Origin of the sequence: Paenibacillus sp. YPG26, assembly GCF_023704175.1 — a bacterium.
Lineage (GTDB): Bacteria > Bacillota > Bacilli > Paenibacillales > Paenibacillaceae > Fontibacillus.
The window spans coordinates 269,939-287,594 of the sequence record NZ_CP084530.1; the positions used below are offsets into that span (position 1 = coordinate 269,939).

General features: G+C 55.4%; 10 protein-coding genes. 7 read left to right on the forward strand and 3 right to left on the reverse strand.

Annotation, left to right across the window (positions count from 1 at the left end; translation table 11 throughout):
- Positions 1-43: 43 nt before the first annotated feature.
- Complete coding sequence (locus LDO05_RS01330; protein ID WP_251377102.1) at positions 44-10,723, forward strand: non-ribosomal peptide synthetase; 10,680 nt, start codon at positions 44-46, stop codon at positions 10,721-10,723.
- 87 nt (positions 10,724-10,810) lie between these two features.
- Here the strand turns inward: LDO05_RS01330 and LDO05_RS01335 are convergent, their stop codons facing one another.
- The 3 genes from LDO05_RS01335 to LDO05_RS01345 form a co-directional block, all read right to left on the reverse strand.
- The gene (locus LDO05_RS01335; protein WP_251377103.1) at positions 10,811-11,329 is read right to left on the reverse strand and encodes a hypothetical protein; all 519 of its coding nucleotides are present in this window, start codon (positions 11,327-11,329) and stop codon (positions 10,811-10,813) included.
- 76 nt (positions 11,330-11,405) lie between these two features.
- A complete protein-coding gene (locus tag LDO05_RS01340) occupies positions 11,406-11,999 on the reverse strand; it encodes a uracil-DNA glycosylase (RefSeq protein WP_251377104.1) in 594 nt (197 codons plus the stop codon).
- 266 nt (positions 12,000-12,265) lie between these two features.
- Complete coding sequence (locus tag LDO05_RS01345) at positions 12,266-12,760, reverse strand: DUF6022 family protein (RefSeq protein ID WP_251377105.1); 495 nt, start codon at positions 12,758-12,760, stop codon at positions 12,266-12,268.
- A gap of 174 nt (positions 12,761-12,934) precedes the next feature.
- Here LDO05_RS01345 and LDO05_RS01350 point away from each other — a divergent pair, with 174 nt between their 5' ends.
- The 6 genes from LDO05_RS01350 (at position 12,935) to arsC (ending at position 17,381) form a co-directional block, all read left to right on the forward strand.
- Entirely contained in the window at positions 12,935-13,639 is a 705-nt protein-coding gene (locus LDO05_RS01350) for a MerR family transcriptional regulator (RefSeq protein ID WP_251377106.1), read from the forward strand.
- A 62-nt stretch (positions 13,640-13,701) separates the two neighbouring features.
- Positions 13,702-14,310, forward strand: a complete 609-nt coding sequence (locus LDO05_RS01355; RefSeq protein WP_251377107.1) for a TetR/AcrR family transcriptional regulator — start codon at positions 13,702-13,704, stop codon at positions 14,308-14,310.
- 23 nt (positions 14,311-14,333) lie between these two features.
- Positions 14,334-15,098: a prolipoprotein diacylglyceryl transferase gene (locus tag LDO05_RS01360; RefSeq protein WP_251377108.1), complete on the forward strand. Its 765-nt coding sequence runs from the start codon at positions 14,334-14,336 to the stop codon at positions 15,096-15,098.
- Positions 15,099-15,286: 188 nt separating this feature from the next.
- Positions 15,287-15,613 carry an ArsR/SmtB family transcription factor gene (locus LDO05_RS01365; RefSeq protein WP_481857008.1) on the forward strand — a complete coding sequence of 109 codons (327 nt, stop codon included), beginning with the start codon at positions 15,287-15,289 and terminating at the stop codon, positions 15,611-15,613.
- A gap of 21 nt (positions 15,614-15,634) precedes the next feature.
- A complete protein-coding gene (locus LDO05_RS01370; RefSeq protein WP_251377109.1) occupies positions 15,635-16,927 on the forward strand; it encodes an arsenic transporter in 1,293 nt (430 codons plus the stop codon).
- Positions 16,928-16,958: 31 nt separating this feature from the next.
- The gene (arsC, locus tag LDO05_RS01375) at positions 16,959-17,381 is read left to right on the forward strand and encodes an arsenate reductase (thioredoxin) (RefSeq protein ID WP_251377110.1); all 423 of its coding nucleotides are present in this window, start codon (positions 16,959-16,961) and stop codon (positions 17,379-17,381) included.
- Positions 17,382-17,656: the final 275 nt, after the last annotated feature.

Sequence of the window (17,656 nt, forward strand, 5' to 3'; positions counted from 1 at the left end):
CACTGAAGAGAGTAGAATATAGCTAGAACGAGGAGGGTTCCGATTGCAACAAAAAGCTTGGTGGGAAGAGGATGAAATGCCGTTCGAGCTTGAGGATGCGGCTGTGGAGTCAGCTGGGACTGCGGAGCCTTCAGGCGTCATGGAGGAGACCTCCGGCCGGGATATCGCCATTATCGGTATGGCGGCCCATCTGCCGAATGCGGAGGATGTAAGGCAATTTTGGGAGCAGCTGATGTCGTCCTGCGACGCGGTCGGCCCGTTCCCCGAATCGCGTCGTGGCGATGTGGAGTCGATGCTCGCCGGCACGAAGCTGCCTAAGGGCAAGGTTTCGTACTACGATGGCGCTTATTTGGAGGGGATTGACCGGTTCGATCACCGCTTTTTCCGACTCTCGCCCAAAGAGGCGGCTCTGATGAGCCCGAATCAGCGTCTGTGGCTGGAGACGGCATGGAGCGCCATCGAGGATGCGGGTTACGGCGGGCGCAAGCTCTCCGGCAGCCGAACCGGCGTGTATGTCGGCTATAACGGAGATGCGTTCCACGATTACAAGCGGTTGATCGCGGAGAGGGACCCGGCTGCGCTGTCAACGGCTATTCCGGGCAACCTGTCGTCAATCGTTGCGGGTAGACTGTCCTATCTGCTCGACCTCAAAGGGCCGGCTATGACGGTAGATACCGCATGCTCGTCTTCACTGCTTGCGCTTCACCTTGCAGTGCAGGCGCTGCGCAGCGGCGAGTGCGAGATGGCGCTGGTCGGCGGCGTCAAAACGTACCTGCTTCCCGTCGATATGGGCATTCGGATCGGCATTGAATCCTCGGACTCCCGCGCACGGACATTCGATAACTCATCGGACGGCACTGGCGGCGGGGAAGGTGCGGGAGCGGTGCTGCTCAAGCCGCTCGGCCGGGCGCTGCGCGACCGGGATGCGATCTATGCGGTGATCAAAGGCAGCGCGGTGAACCAGGACGGTGCATCTGTCGGCATTACGGCGCCGAACGTGCTGGCGCAGGAAGAAGTCATTATGCAGGCTTGGCGGGATGCCGCAGTTGAGCCGGGGACGATCGGTTATATCGAAGCTCACGGCACCGGGACCCGCCTGGGCGACCCGATTGAGATTGCCGGCATAACGCAGGCTTTCCGCCATTACACGGATCGGAGACAGTTCTGCGCGGTTGGCTCCATCAAGACGAACTTTGGCCACCTGGATACAGCGGCGGGTATTGTGGGTCTGATCAAGACAGCGTTGACACTTCATCACGGCACAATTCCTCCGATGCTGCATTTCCGCGAGCCGAATCAGGCGATTCCGTTCGTTGACTCTCCGGTGTACGTCAACGACCTGCCGCGGGAATGGCACCAGGAGAACGGCAATCCGCGCCGGGCGGGGATCAGCTCGTTCGGTATGAGCGGGACAAATGTGCACGCGGTGCTGGAGGAGGCACCGGGAGCTGAAGCTCTGTATGAAGCGGAGCCCGAAGGTACGGACAGAGACGCGCTGCGGGTGCTGGCGCTGTCCGCGAAGAGCGGGGCGGCTCTGCAGCGTCTGGTAGAGCGGTATGCTCTGTTCCTGGAGGAGGAGGGACCCGGTCGTATTCGGCTGCGCGATATTTGCTATACGGCGAATACGGGCAGAGGACATTACGACTATCGCGCCGCGCTCACGGCGGATTCCGTAGGCGAACTGGCAGGCAAGCTCCGCTCGCTCGCTGAGGTTCTAGCCGCAGCACAAGCATCTGGCGAAAGCGGGTACGCTTGCCGAAGCGTCTCTTCTGACGTTTGGACCGGGCGGGCTGACGAGCCGGGAGCGGCGGGATATACGGAAGATGAGCTTAAGGGGCTGTCACCCGGGGATCTGTGCCGGGCTTACGTGTCTGGCGGAAGCTGGGATTGGACGCCGCTGTATCAGGAATCAGACTGCCGAAAAGTCCATCTTCCCACGTATCCGTTCGAGCGGACCCGCTGCTGGGTGGCAGAGCCGGCAGGGGATGAGGACTACCGCTTGCCGGACGGATGGGCGGACGCCTCTGTATCCGCCTATTCTGCCCAAACCGCAGCGGAGCAGCCGGAGCAGGACTTCATACGCCTGACCGGCCGTTCCTCGAGCGACGGCGGTTACTCGGATACCGAGCGCATAGTCGCTGAAGTCTGGGGACGCGTGCTGGGCTTCGCGGAGATCGGCGTACAAGAGCATTACTACGAGCTGGGCGGCGACTCGATTCTGGCGCTGCAGATTGCCGAGCAGCTCTCCCGGCGGCTAAGCAGGGAAGTCAATGTTGCCGGGCTGCTTGCATATCCGACAATCGAGACGCTGTCCGCTCATCTGGATGAGAGCCTTCTGGCGGCTGAGGCCGTGCTGGATACGGCTTCAGTCGGCACTGATGCTAATAGTGCGGTGGCCGCATCCCACGAGGGGAGCGGACAGGCGGGAGCGGACCAGGCTGATTGGATTGAGCACCCATTATCGCGGTCCCAGCTCCGTATCTATCTGGCGAGCCAGCAAGCGGAAGCCGATCTTCATTTCAATATGCCAATGGCTTATGCCATAGACGGTCCGCTGGACGTGGAGCGGCTTCGGGCTGCTTTTGTCCGGCTATCCGAGAGGCATGAGAGCCTGCGTACCACATTCGGATGGTCGGACGCCGGTGAACCGGTGCAGCTGATACATCCGCTGGCGGTTGCGGAGGTGGAGCAGCAACAGGCGGTATCCGAATCCGATTGGGCCGGCAGTGCAGCGGCCTTTGTCCGGCCGTTCGACGTGTCGCAGCTTCCGTTATTCCGGGTTGGAGTCGTCTCGGCGTCCGGGGATCGGCATCTGCTGCTGCTGGATACGCATCATCTTATTGCGGACGGAGCTTCTCTCGCTCTGCTGCTTCAGGAGCTGACTGCTTTGTATGGCGGTCTTGCCCTTCCTTCGAGCACGGCGGATTACCGCGAGTATGTAAGCTGGCAGCGGGAACAAGCAGAATCTCCCGCGCTGCTGAAGCAGCGGGACTACTGGCTGGGGGAAGTGCTGACAGGTACGCTTCCACAGCTTCGCCTGCCGCTCGACTATTCCCGTCCGAAGACGAGAACCATGCAGGGAAGGATGTATCGTTTCACAGTGGGGGCGGAGACGGTGGAGTCGCTTCGGGATTTGGCCAAAAGACAGCATCAATCGCTGCACACCGTGCTGTTCTCACTCTATACCCTGCTGCTGAGCCGGTATACCGGTCAGGATGACCTGATCGTCGGCTCGCTTGTGAACGGAAGGGAGCAGGCGGAATTCCGGCGTACGATTGGATTGTTCATCAATTTCCTGCCGGTGCGCATCCGCGCGCGGGCCGGGATGACATTTGCCGAACTATTGGAAGAAGTCGGCCGGAGGACGACCGAAGCCTATACCCATGGCGGATTCCCGTACGATGAGATGGCAGCGGCTCTGAACGCGGTCGCGAACCGGTCGCGCAACCCGCTGTACGACACGATGCTCGTGTATCACAATCACGCTGCGGGCAGTGAGCGTTTCGAAGCGGGCGGCCTGACATTTGCCGAATATCCGCTTGAGCGGGACTCCTCCGCACTGGATGTCAAAATGGATCTGTTCCCCGGAGCCGATGGTACCCTGCGCGGCGTGATTGAGTACGACTCGGCGCTGTTCCAGGAGGCGACCATTGCCCGGATGGCGGAGCATTATTGCCGCCTTGCGGCGCTTGCGGATTCAGGTACTGGTACGGCGGTTGACCACTTCGAGCTGTTCGAGCCCGAGGAGGCGGATGAGCTGGAACGCAGACGCCGATTGAACGACGGGGCAGCTTCCGCTCCAAAGCGTCATCTGGCAGTTCGCGTCGCGTCAACGTTCACGGCAGAACCGGTTGCCAAGCCGCTGCGGGATTGGCTCGCCTCGTTTGGCTTTGCGCCAGATGTGAGTTTTGCGCCGTATAATCAGGTCTTCCAGCAGTTGATGACCGATGCCGATCCGGAGCAGTGGCCAGCCGGCGGCGCGAGCGTTGTGCTTGTCCGTCCAGAAGACTGGCTTGCGGCAGGTATAGAGGCGGAGGCTGGGCTGGTACGCCTGGAGGATGACTTCGAGCGGCTGTTCACCCTGCTTGGCAGCCGGTCCGGTCAAGGGCCGCAGCTCGTAGCGGTCATGCCTTTTGACCGGAACGGCCCGCTTCGCGGTATCTCACCGGAGGCAGCCGAGGCCTGGCACAGCCGGCTGCGCACGCTTGCCGCGGCGGCGCCGACCGTGCACCTGCTGGATGTAGAAGATACAGCTGTACGCTACCGGGTGCGGGAGATTGAAGATCCGGTGGCGTTCGAAGTGGGGAGGATTCCGTATACGGAGCCGTATTTTGCGGCCGTGGGAACGGAGATTGCCCGGGCATTGATCGGGTGGCAAGGCCATCCATTCAAGGTTATTGTCGTTGATGCCGACCACACGCTGTGGCGCGGGGTAGTCGGGGAAGACGGCGTAGCGGGGCTTGTGGTATCCCCGCCATTCGCCGCATTCCAGCAGCTGCTGCTGCGGAAGCGAAGCGAAGGGCATTTGCTGGCGCTGTGCAGCAAGAACAATGAGGCTGATCTGTGGGAGGTGTTCGAGCAGCATCCGGATATGGTGCTTCGCAAGGAGCATTTCTCTGCATGGCGGGTCAACTGGCAGTCTAAACCCGTGAACATCCGCGAGCTGGCGGAGGAGCTGAACCTGGGACTAGACAGCTTCATGTTCATCGATGACAATGCGGCCGAGTGCTTGGCAACGATGTCCGTATGCCCGGAGGTGCTGACGCTTAAGCTTCCACAAGAACACGAGATCCCGGCGTTCCTGGAGCATGTGTGGGCTTGGGACCGGCTGCGCGTAACCGAGGAAGACCGGATGCGTGCAACTGGCTACGATGCGGAGCGTAAGCGGCAATCGGCGGCTAACGCAGGCGAGACGCTGGAGAACTACCTGCAGAGTCTGGAGCTGAAAGTCGGCATGCGTCCACTTGCGCTGGAAGAGACGGAGCGGGCGGCGCAGCTGACGGTGCGGACGAACCAGTTCAACCTGAACGGCATCCGGCGGACGGAAGCGGATATTCGTGGCTTCCTGCAAGCGGAAGGCTCGCATGTATGGATTGTTGAGGCGGCTGACCGTTATGGCGAGTACGGCCGGATCGGCCTCGTGGCTGCGGAGGTGCAGGGGGAAGCGCTTGTGCTCAGTCAGTTCCTGCTAAGCTGCCGCGTGCTGGGCCGGGGGGTTGAGCAGGCGGTATCGGCAGGACTGAAGCGGATCGCACTGGAGAACGGCTGCACCGAGCTTCGCGCTGCCTTCCGGCGAACCGCCAAGAACAAGCCGTTCGAACGCTTCTTAACAGAAGCAGGCTGGAATCCGATCGGAATCCGGGCAACTGGCGGAGAAGGGATTGAAGCTGCGGCTTCAGGAGACGGAATTGCGGCTTCTTGCCATATCGTACTGTCCAGTGTGCCTGATGTCCCGGCGCATATTGACTTCCTTGAAGGTGTACGGCTTGGCTCAGATGAGGCTTATAGTGAAACGGCGGCTGCGAACGGAGGACCTGCGCCGGGAGCGGCGGTGGCCACGCTGGAGCACTCGGCTGCGGCTGCCGTTACGGCTACGGAAGCTGCAATGTCCACCGTCGCAGGTACCGCTGTTAGTCTCCCAAGTAACACTGCGGATAGCGACAGCCCGTTCAGCGAACAGCCATACGATTGGGTAGTGCCGTATGAGAATGAGGCGCTGCTTCTGCATCAGTCGTACGTGCTGCCGCTGCGCTACGCCGATGCTTCGGCTATAGTGTCGATGCCGAGCGGAGATAGGGAAGGCTCAGATGCGGGTGGCGTCACGAAGCTTCCATACGAGCCTCCGGCCAACGAGACGGAAGCCGCGGTTGCCGAGCTGTGGGAACTGCTGCTCAGCGGAGGGCCGTACGGCCGCAGCGACCATTTCTTCGATTGCGGAGGCAACTCGCTGCAGGCTGCATCGCTCGTATCGCATTTTGTGCGGACATTCGGTATTCGGGTCTCCTTGGTCGACCTGTTCGAGCATGCGCAGTTGAAGCAGATGGCGAAGCTGGTGGCTGGACCGCGTACGCAGGCTAGTCCTGAAGAGGCCGCTATGATTAAGGCGGCACCTCAAGCCGAGTTGTACGGGGTATCCTCGGCCCAGCGGCGTATGTATTTCTTGCAGCAATTTGATCCGGCAAGCACGGCGTATAACATCCCGGCGGTGCTGCGGCTTCATGGAGCCCTTGACCGGAACCGGCTGCGCCTGGCGTTCCGGCAGCTTGCGGAGCGGCACGAAGCGCTGCGGACCTGCTTTGTGCTGCAGGACGGCGAGCCGTGCCAACGGATTAACATGGAGGCGGTTGTTCATCTTGAGGAACAAGCGGCCTCTGGTGATGAGCAGCTGCAGAGAGCGATTCGCGGCTTCGTTCGGCCCTTTGATCTTGAACGTGGGCCGTTGTTCCGCGCAGGGCTGATCATAACGCCGGACGGTGAGCAGACACTTGTGTTCGACATTCATCACATTGTTGCGGATGGCGTGTCTGTGAATGTGCTGCTGGATGACTTCCTGGCACTGTATGAGGGAGTGAAGCTGCCTCCGCTGAAACTGCAATATAAGGATTATGCGGTATGGCAGCGGGCTGAGCAGGCGTCCGGCCGTTATGAGGAGCCGCTCCGCGGCTGGCTGCGGCGGTTCGAAGGCGCGGTTCCGAAGCTGGAACTGCCGGTCGATCGTACAAGACCCGCTGTCAAAAGCCAGGAAGGAGCCCAGCTTGTCATCAAGCTGGGCAGGGAACAAGCCGACGGGATCACAAGGCTTGCCCAGCAGGCTGGGGCAACACCGTTCATGGTGCTGCTTGCGGCATATGCGGCCTGGCTGATGAGGCTGTCCCGGCAGACCGATGTCGTGATCGGGACGCCGGTTGCAGGCCGCATGCTTCCCGAGACGGAGCGGATGGTGGGTGTGTTCGTCAATCCACTGCCGATGCGGTTATCGGCAGAGCCTGAGCATACGTTCGTACAGCTGCTCGCATCTGTGAAGGAAGAGGTGCTGCAGGCGCTTGATCGGCAGGATGCACCGTTCGAGGAGCTTGTGGATCGACTGGGACTAGCCCGGGATACGAGCCGCAGCCCGCTATTTGACGCGATGTTCTCGATGCTGAACATGGCTCACGGAGGATTGTCGTCGGCTAATCTAAGCGCCACTCCTGTTTCCTTCGATTTTGGCGTGACCCAATTTGACATCGGCTTGTCGGCACTGGAGGAAGCGGATGGGCTGACATTGACGGTGCAGTATGCAGCGGCCATCTATCGGCCGGATACGATGGAGCGCTGGATAGATGCGTTCCTTGCGATTGTGGACAGCATCCTTCGCGATTCGGGTGTGAAGCTGGCGGACATCGACCTGATGTCCGAGGCGGAGCGCCAGGTCGTGACGGAGCAGTTCAACGCGACGGAGGCGGCGTTCCCGGCTGAGCTGACGCTGCCGGACATGTTCCGCCAGCAGGCGGAGCGAACGCCGGAGAGGATCGCGGCGGTGTTCGGGGACGGCGAGTCGCTGACCTACCGCGAGCTGGACGCTCGGGCGAGCCGGATTGCGCGGACGCTGCTGGACAGCGGACTCGCGCCGGAGGAGCCCGTGGGCCTGATGGCCGAGCGTTCATCGGCCATGCTCGCCGGGATGCTCGGCATTCTGAAGGCAGGCGGCGCGTATGTGCCGCTGCCACCAGCGTTCCCGGCGGAGCGGCTGCGCTACATGGCGGACGACTGCGGCCTTCGCATCGTCTGCACGCAGCGGCAGTGGCTGTCCGCGGCGGAGCAAGCGGCACCGGAGGCACGGTTGCTGGATCTGGACGATGCGGGTTCGTCCGCCAAGAATATCGGCGCAGCTGCCGATATTCCCGCAGGCTTGGCGAAGCCGGAGGGACTAGCCTATATCCTGTACACGTCCGGTTCAACAGGACGTCCAAAGGGCGTTATGATCCGCCATCGGTCGGTGATCAACCGGCTGAACTGGATGCAGAAGGCGTATCCGCTCGGGAAGGAGGACGTCATCCTGCAAAAGACCCCATACAGCTTCGACGTATCCGTATGGGAGCTGTTCTGGTGGGCGCTGGCAGGAGCCAGCGCGGCGTTCCTGGAGCCGGATGCGGAGAAGGATCCGGGAGCGATAGCCGAAGCGATCGCGAAGCATAAGGTAACGACGATGCACTTTGTGCCGTCGATGCTGGCAGCGTTCCTGGAAGCCGCGCAGCAGGAGCCGCAGGAGCTGCTTCGGGAGCGTCTCGGAACACTGAAGCACGTGTTCGCGAGCGGGGAGGCACTGCACCGGTCGCATGTTGACCGCTTCTACGCGCTGCTTCGTCCGTTGGGTCTTACTGATGTGAAGCTTATCAACCTGTATGGCCCGACTGAGGCAACGGTAGACGTCACCGTCCACGAATGCGAAGCGGAGAGCGAGCTGGACTTTGTCCCGATTGGCCGCCCGATTGACAACACATCGCTGTATGTCATCAGTGATGGCGGACAACCGTTGCCGATTGGCGTGCCGGGCGAGCTCTGCATCGCGGGTGTGCAGTTGGCGGCGGGATATGTGAACTGTCCGGATCTGACGGCGGAGAAATTCGTGCCGCACCCTTATAAGCCGGGTGAAGTGATGTACCGGACGGGTGACTTGGCAAGATGGATGGCGGACGGCCAGCTTCAATACCTGGGCCGGATCGATGATCAGGTGAAAATTCGGGGTTACCGGATTGAGCTTGGAGAGATCGAACGAACACTGCTGCTGCACGATGCGGTATCCGAAGCGGTCGCAGCGGTGCGGGAGGATGGCCGAGGCGGGCAGCGCCTGATCGGCTACATCGTAGCGGACCGGGATTGTCCGGCGGTTGAACTGCGGAAGCACTGTGGAGACAGGCTGCCAACGTATATGATCCCGGAGGCATTCGTGCAGCTTGAAGCCATGCCGCTGACAGCCAGTGGCAAAGCGGACCGCAAGTCGCTCCCAGAGCCGGAGAGCGAGCTGTCAACCGGAACGGCATATGCCGCGCCGACAACGGAGACGGAAGTGAAGCTGGCTGATCTGTGGGCCGAGCTGCTCGGCTGTGACAAGGTAGGCACCAATGACAACTTCTTCGAGCTCGGCGGTCATTCTTTGAAGGCGGCTGCGCTAACCGCGGCGATCCAGCAGCACTTCGCTGTTCGTCTGCCGCTGAAGGATATGTTCGTGTACCCGACCATCCGCGAGCTGGCTGCCCATATTCAGTCAGGTAGTCTGGAGGCTGCCACCGCGCCAATTCCGCGAGCTGGATCGAAGCCATATTATCCGGCAATGCCGGCACAGATCCAAATGCTGATGGATGAGGCCCGTACGCCTGGCTCACTGGTCTACCATATCCCGACAGTACTTGCACTTACGGGCAGACTGGATGCGGACAAGCTGAGAGCTTCGCTTGATAAGCTGATCGAACGCCATGAGGCGCTTCGCCTCACATTCGTACAGGTGGAGGGAACAATCGCGCAGGTTGTCCGTGACCGCATTGAAGCACCTTTTGAAGTCATTGCGCCTTCGGACTTCTTCGGTAGCGATACGACCGGGAACGAGGTGGATGCTGTGCTGCGTTGGCTGAAGCCGTTCAATACGGCAGAAGGCCCGCTGTTCCGGGCATGCCTTGTTCCTCGGGGGGAGGAGCGTTATCTGCTCCTGTTCGATATTCACCATGCTGTCTCTGACGGAACATCGGTTGCACTGCTGATGTCGGAGCTGATCGATCTCTATGAAGACCGCACGCTGCCGCCTGTGCAGGCTCAGATTACTGATTACAGTGAGTGGCTTGCTCATTCACTGACGGCTCAGGAACGGGAGCGCCAGCGTGCTTATTGGCTGCAGCAGTTCGAAGAAGCCGTTCCGGTACTTGCTTGGCCGACAAGGAGAGGACGCGAAGAGCTGGCTGATCCGTCTGCGAGAACGGAAGCCGGGCGGTATCGCTTCAGCATAACCGGAGAGCGTCTGGGTGCGGTGGAACGCTTGGCGCAAGACTCTGGTGCGACCCTATCCATGGTGTTGTTCGCCGCTTACCAAGCACTGCTTGGACATTGGAATGGAACAGCAGATGTCGTTACTGGCGTGCCAACGGCAGGGCGTTCGCACCCGGATTTGGCAAGAACATCCGGTCTGCTGCTTCAGACGTTCGCTGTTCGGAACCGGCCGCAAGTAGCGCTTGCTTTTGCCGATTGGTTGAAGGAAGTGAAGGAAAGCATGCTTCAGGCATTCGATCATGCGGGGCTGACGACGGAAGAACTGATCGGGCTGCTGGATGAACGGGGACAGATTACTTGGGACCCGACCCGTCATCCGCTGTTCGATACAATGTTCGTGATGCAGAATATGGACACTCCGCCGGCACAGAGCGGCGATATGTTATGGGAGACGCTGGATTATCGCTTCACCGGGGCGAAGCTGGATCTTGTGCTGGAAGCCGTGGAACGCGGCGGGCGGCTTGAGCTTGTCTTCGAATATCGCAGCCGATTGTTCCCGGAGGAGACGATCATCCGTATGGCCGAGAACTTCCTGCAGCTTCTGGAGCATGCAGCATCAGAACCTCAGATGACGCTAGAATCACTGGCGGGGATGCTTCCGAGCGTTCTTCCAGAAGGTACGAAGCCTACGGATTCGTCAGCGGCTGTACATGATGGAGGGCAAGAAGAGCTGGATTTATTTGCGGAGGATTTTTCGTTCTAACAAGCTATTATATCGGGAGAGGATGAGCGGCAGCCGCTCATCCCCTCCCTTTCTCATTATGCAGGCGGGCTAACATTCAGTGCCGATTCAGATCAAACCGTTCTTGTGCAGAACGCCTAAATAAGCTTCATATGACTTGTTCCCTATGTAACCTTTCTCTGGCGGAATACCCTTAAGTATGATTAACTCGTGTAATAGCTTTTCGCTTATGCCTTGTAAAGTAAATGAAGAAACATGCTCTCCATCCGCACTTTCGAGTACTAGTTGAAGGAGCCTTCCCTCTTGAATATCTCTCCAGAACAACTCCGATTCCGTAATTCCGGATTTAGAAATGGACTTATCAGCATTCAACTGTCGAAGCTCGGCATGCATACTCCGGTCGCTATCATTAAAGAGAGTGGACAGCACATTACTATCATTTACCCTATAGCATTTAGTAATGTGGTCATAGTTAACAAGGGGGTCTTTCATCAAATCGGCTACGACTTCCTTATCAATCTCGATAACATTGTATTTATCTCTAAGTCTTCTATCCGCCTCTTCGACTGAATACCTGAACGGCAGTGTGGACTTCTTAAAAAGCATATCAAGCTCATTTATCCGCATTAGAACCTCCTGCTAGGGGTTGGTAAATTGTGGTATAAAATCATTTTAAATGATTCATTACCTCTCTGCAAAATGATCAGCTTAATCTGCTTTTTTCTTCAAGTTTCTCCCATTTCTTCTTCAGACTTATCAAGTCTTCCACAAAGAACCGAAGTAGATTAGGTCGTCTCCTTACTGCAAGCGGATGATAGGTGAAGCCAATGGGTGTAGCCTGGAACTCCTGCCAGCTGCCCCGTAATTCCTTGACACTGACACCTTCCCGGCCTGGGAGCAGTGCTTCCGCTACAACATTGCCAAATCCGAACAATACCAGTGGCTCCTTCTGAGAAATCTGAGAATTTAAATGCGGGAGACACGCCGCTCTAGCCTCGGGTTTATGGTAAGCACGGAGAGGCCTGCATTTCAGCAAATAGGTGACATACACATCATGTACTTCAATTCCGGCTTCCCGCAAGCCGAGTTGGAGGGTCTCCCGGGTCCCGCATAAAAAAGAGTTCCCTTCCCGGTCCTCCCGGGCTCCGGGATTGTCCAGAATCAACATCAACGGGGCAGCCGGATTCCCTTCACCCCAAATGACACGGCTCCGCTGCTTGGATAATTCACAGCTTTCACAATGCTCTATACCCTGGGGCGCTGGCTCCTCAGGCAAAATTACATAGGAATGCTCCATCGTCTTGTTCTTGCAGCTCCTTCCCTTTCACAGTCAATGAATCTATTATGCCCATCCGAGGCAATAATTTGTCCCCGAAGAGAAGAAGCGCTTGCCCACTATGAAATCGAAGCAGCAGCTTAAGATAATGGAACTTAAGCATGCTGCTTCAGGATAGAAAAGTAGAACTGCCTGCAACTGCAGCCGGGTTAGGATAAAGGCTGGGGTACGGACAGCCTCCGGGAGAGTTTGTCTGCGGCATTCCGCATAACTGATCAGAGCTGAATTCAGGATGAACCCTTGATCCGCTGAATCCCTTGCACGAGATGTACCTTCTCACACTCATTCAGCGAATAAAGCACAGGTGCCGACGGAATATCAAACTTCAGATGGGAATGAGGCAGCTCCGTTATTAAAGTTCCAATGGGCTGCTGAGTACTTTTGATGCGGATTACATTCCAGAATATTCTCGATCTATTATCCTCAGCACCCCATTTTTCAAGTGAGTTGCGGAAGAGTAGATTTTTCCCGATTATGAAGTCTTGCTCCTGAGGCGGCTCTGCCGCTTCGAATCCGGCATCATCAAGGGCATCGAATAGCGGGGGCATAAGCTGATCCAGATAGTGCCCATAGGCGGCATCCTCGATTTCACGAAAAGCTGCCGTCAGCTCATCAAGCATCGAATCATATAAAGTCTTCCATACTGATTGGATATACGCGTTACCTGCTTCGCCGATTTCCTGGATGGTCATGCCTTGATGAAATAGGGGTTTCTGTGTCATATATATTCCTCCTTGAATTGGACTGTCTCCATCATATAACATGGAGGCAAATGGAAGGGTTAATCGAATATTATTGAGGTGTATCAAGGGAAGATAGCGGATAACATTACATCGAGTTGAATGTTTTTGGCATTGGATTGAATGTTCACGTACTTCTTCTAAGGGTGGGATCACATGAGCTTCCGGTCAAAAGAATTAGCAGAGAAATACGGGTTAAGCGCCAGCACCTTGCGTAACTACGAAGCAAAGGGGCTGCTTCCCCCCGCGGAACGGTCGGCAGGTGGATACCGGATCTACACAGAGCGGCACGAGGCTTACCTGGCATGTATTCATGCCATGGCGGCTGCGTTCGGTATCGAAATAACGGGCGGGGTGATGCACTGCCTCAGGCGAAATGAGCTGGGTGAAGCACTGTGGATCGTTAGGGACAGGGAGGTTAAGTTTCACCAGGAGAAAGAGAAGCTGGACCAGCTGATAGGGGAGTTGAGATTGTATTCTGAAGGGGGCCAAGCTTACGACTTGAACCAGCAATTCAGCATTCATGAGGCTTCCAGACGGACAGGGGCTCCCAAATCGGCAATCCGGTACTGGGAGGAATGTGGTCTGCTCACAACAGATCGGAACCCTGAGAACAGATACCGACTTTATGGTGAAGCCCATCTTTTTAAAATTGGACTGATCCAGACGCTGCAAAGCGCTCTCTATTCCAATGACACTATAAGCTTGAAGCAGTCCATTGCAAGCCTGGACTTAGAGGACACCCAGCGTACAATACAGCTCGCGGACAATATCCATGCTTATCTGAACAGAACGATCAAGCTTCAGGTGAAGGCCCTATACTTTCTACATCGATTGGTTGATTTGGAAAATATTGATTGACAGGCAATATATTAATCCCGCAGAATATGGACAGAGCGTTGCTCTGTTAAGGGGGGTTCCCGGTGACAAGAGTCGTTAAACAACCCGAGGAAAGAAAAGAGGAATTACTGGGCGTTGCGATCAAGCTATTCCTGGAGAAGGGCTATGTCCATACGTCGGTCAAGGACATTTACACCGCGGTAGGTGGCTCTTTCGGGATGTTTTATCACCATTTCAAGTCGAAGGAGGAGATCTTTGAGGCAGCGATGAATAGGTACACAGACCAGTTCGTTAAGGGAATATCGGATATTTTGCAAAACGCAGAAATTCCCTTTGAGCAGCGGTATCAGCTTGTTTTTTCGCATTGGCTGGGGTTAATTCGCGGGCGTGATCAAGTGCGCGGTACGCAGCATGATGTGGACGTCTTTCGAGCCTTGTCGGGGAAAATGTTAAGTGGAGCCATCCACCCAGTTACACTTTATATAGATGAAGGTGTAGAGAGGGGATTGATGAGCACCGATAACAGCCGTCAGTCTGCCATTGTATTGGTCTATGGCCTGTTCGGGTTGACCCAGGAGGAACGGAACCGCCTGGCATGCAGTGCCAATGCCTCTCACATTTTCGCTCAGGCATCAAGGCTCGTCTCTCTGCTGCTTGGCGCCAATGAGGACACTTTCGCTTTTACACAATGAGGATATAGGAAGGGGTAGAACGTGTGCATAATGACTTGTTAACCATTGGTCCGCTCACGATTCACGGTTATGGATTGATGATTGCGCTGGGTATCCTTGCAGCTTATTCCGTCGCTGTATACCGGGCCAAGCGTCATCAGCTCGAGGGCGATCATATATCATCGCTGACTATCTGGTGCCTGATGGGTGGAATATTTGGTGCCAAGCTGTTGTACTGGTTGACTCAAATTAACAGCATCATTCAAGATCCATCGTTATTGCTAAACTTCGCAGATGGTTTTGTCGTATATGGAGGTATTATCGGGGGAATCCTGGCAGGATATTTATACTGCCGCAGGACTAAGCTTCCTTTCATGCAGTATTTCGATCTGATCATTCCATCGGTTGCGCTCGCGCAAGGATTTGGACGAATCGGATGCTTTCTCGCGGGCTGCTGTTATGGTCTGGAGACATCGAGCTGGTATGGGGTTGTTTTTCCAGAGGACTCTTTTGCCCCGGGCGGCGTCGCATTGATTCCTACCCAATTGATTGCAAGCGGCCTTGATTTTCTTCTCTTCTTCGTATTAGTGCTCTTTGCTAGAAAGAAGAAAGTTCATGGACAAGTCGCCGCATTGTACCTGTTGTTATATAGCGCTGGGAGATTCGTTCTCGAGTTTTATAGGGGGGATCTCATTCGCGGCAATGTGGGCGCGCTGTCCACGTCTCAATTTATAGCCATCATTCTATTTGTGATTAGCATCGGGATGCTGGTGATCTCCTCGAAGGGACAGAAGCTGAAGACGCCTTAAGCGTCCTCTAGATTAAATGGTAATAAGGATAGATAAGATCAGATATTCTGATCCTTCTATCCTTTTTCTTTTGCCGCGATCAAAATAAAGGAATGGGCATTAAATAATCGATTGATTATATAAGTGGATCATTATATATTTATCAAGGAACAACAGACTCCTGCCTGCTTAAGAGAGGAGAAATAGCAATGACCATGGAGATTGAAAGGATGGCCGACATCCTGAAGCTGCTTGGAGATAAGACCAGACTGACGATTATGGCTTTACTTTATGAAAAAGAGCTTTGCGTATGTGAGATCGTTGATTTCCTTAAGACAAGCCAGCCCAACATCAGCCAGCATATGCGGAAATTGAAGAACGGCGGGTTGGTCAAAGAGGCGAAGAGAGGCCAGTGGGTATACTATTCACTGGATATCGAAGATAAGCCTTTTATCCGTGAAATTCTAAGGCATGTCCCTTCCCAGAAGGGGATGATTCAGCAGGCAAATTGTGAAGACAATGACTGCTGTATCTGATGATAACAACAGGAGGTTCATATGGTTTATGCTGCAGTTCTAATATTTCTGATTACCCTTGTGTTTGTTATTTGGCAGCCCAGAGGGCTGAACATTGGATGGTCGGCGCTTGGCGGGGCCGTGGTGGCCTTGATATGCGGGGTAGTTACACTCGGGGATGTGGCGGATGTCACGATGATCGTCTGGAATGCCACCTTGACCTTCGTTGCCATTATCCTGATCTCACTTATTCTGGAGGAGATCGGGTTCTTTGAGTGGGCGGCACTGCACATGGCGCGGGCGGCTAAGGGAAATGGGATTAGCATGTTCATCTACGTCATCCTTTTAGGCGCGGTGGTGTCTGCCTTATTTGCCAATGATGGGGCGGCCTTGATTCTGACACCGATTGTGCTGGCCATGGTTCGGGCGCTTAAATTTGATACCCGGATGGTCCTGCCTTTCATTATGGCATGCGGATTTATCGCGGATACAACCTCGCTGCCTTTCGTGATTAGCAATCTGGTCAATATCGTGTCGGCAGACTATTTTGACATTGGATTTATGGAGTATACGGTCCATATGTTCGTTCCCAATCTATTCTCGTTAGCTGCTAGTATTCTGGTACTCTATCTATTATTCCGTAAGAGTATTCCAAGACATTACCAGGTTGAACAGCTGAAAAAGCCCCGGGAAGCGATTAAAGACTTGCGTATGTTTCGATTCGCCTGGGTCATTCTAGGGGTGCTCTTAGCTGCTTACTTTCTAAGTGAATTCGTAGCGCTGCCCGTTTCGCTCTTCGCCGGAATTGCTGCGATAGCCTTTATATCAGCGGCTGGTTCAAGTAAGGCAGTGAATTTAAAGACCGTGATCCAGGGCGCGCCTTGGAATGTGGTGGTCTTTTCGATTGGCATGTATGTCGTAGTATACGGATTGCGCAATGTGGGGTTAACGGATCAACTGGGGAACTTGATTGAGTGGATTGCTGAGCAGGGGCTGTATGCGTCAACGATCGGGATGGGCTTCCTGGCAGCAGTGCTGTCATCTATCATGAACAATATGCCTACGGTGATGATCGATGCTCTCGCAATCAAGGGAACGCACACAGAAGGTGCGATTCGGGAAGCTCTTATTTATGCGAATGTGATCGGTTCAGATCTTGGGCCCAAAATCACGCCGATCGGGTCCTTGGCGACCTTGTTATGGCTTCACGTGTTGTCCGGCAAGGGCGTGAAAATCACGTGGGGTTATTACCTCAAAGTCGGACTTATTCTGACCGTGCCAACCTTATTCGTTGCATTAACCGGGCTGTATGTATGGCTGCGGTTAATTTCATAGATAACTAAGATGAAGAGAGGGTATGATGATCATGGATAAAAAACTAGTATATTTTCTGTGCACAGGGAACTCCTGTCGGAGTCAGATTGCTGACGGCTTCTTGAGCAGGCTTGGCAGCGAACGTTATGAAGTTCATAGCGCGGGACTTGAAGCTCATGGATTGAACCCGCGGGCTGTACAGGTTATGAAGGAAGCAGGCGTAGATATCAGCAGCAATACGTCTAACGTAATTGATCCTGAGCTTCTAAATCGTGCCGACTATGTAATTACGCTGTGCGGCCATGCCGATGAGCATTGTCCTGTTATCGCTAATCCGAGTGTAACGAAGTGGCACTGGGGATTCGACGACCCGGCCAAAGCTACAGGGACCGAAGAAGAGATCATGGCACAGTTCCGGAAGGTTCGCGATGAAATTAAGGGCCGGGTGGAGAAGTTCCTGGTGGAAGGTAGATAAACCTCCAGGGATAAGAGTGAATTATCGCCAACAAATCATATGCTGCTTGGACAGACAAGTGCTGTTTAGGCAGCCTTTTTTGATATAATCCACAACCCATACTGTCCCAATAATTTTCTGTTCATTAGATATGACAACAACAGTTCCAACAGTAGGGGTATACGGACTAGCCAACTATTCGAAAAAAATGAAAATCCACCCCTCTTGACTTCCAATATTTCCATGTTACCATATAACCGACAGGCAGTCGGTCGGTATAGAAAGGAGTTGATACA

Excerpts from the sequence above, each read along its gene's own strand:
- LDO05_RS01365 (WP_481857008.1), top strand. The coding sequence starts at position 15,287 with ATGACCATGGAGATTGAAAGGATGGCCGACATCCTGAAGCTGCTTGGA.
- arsC (WP_251377110.1), top strand. The coding sequence starts at position 16,959 with ATGGATAAAAAACTAGTATATTTTCTGTGCACAGGGAACTCCTGTCGG.
- LDO05_RS01345 (WP_251377105.1), bottom strand. The coding sequence starts at position 12,760 with ATGACACAGAAACCCCTATTTCATCAAGGCATGACCATCCAGGAAATC.
- LDO05_RS01335 (WP_251377103.1), bottom strand. The coding sequence starts at position 11,329 with ATGCGGATAAATGAGCTTGATATGCTTTTTAAGAAGTCCACACTGCCG.
- LDO05_RS01350 (WP_251377106.1), top strand. The coding sequence starts at position 12,935 with ATGAGCTTCCGGTCAAAAGAATTAGCAGAGAAATACGGGTTAAGCGCC.
- LDO05_RS01340 (WP_251377104.1), bottom strand. The coding sequence starts at position 11,999 with ATGGAGCATTCCTATGTAATTTTGCCTGAGGAGCCAGCGCCCCAGGGT.
- LDO05_RS01370 (WP_251377109.1), top strand. The coding sequence starts at position 15,635 with ATGGTTTATGCTGCAGTTCTAATATTTCTGATTACCCTTGTGTTTGTT.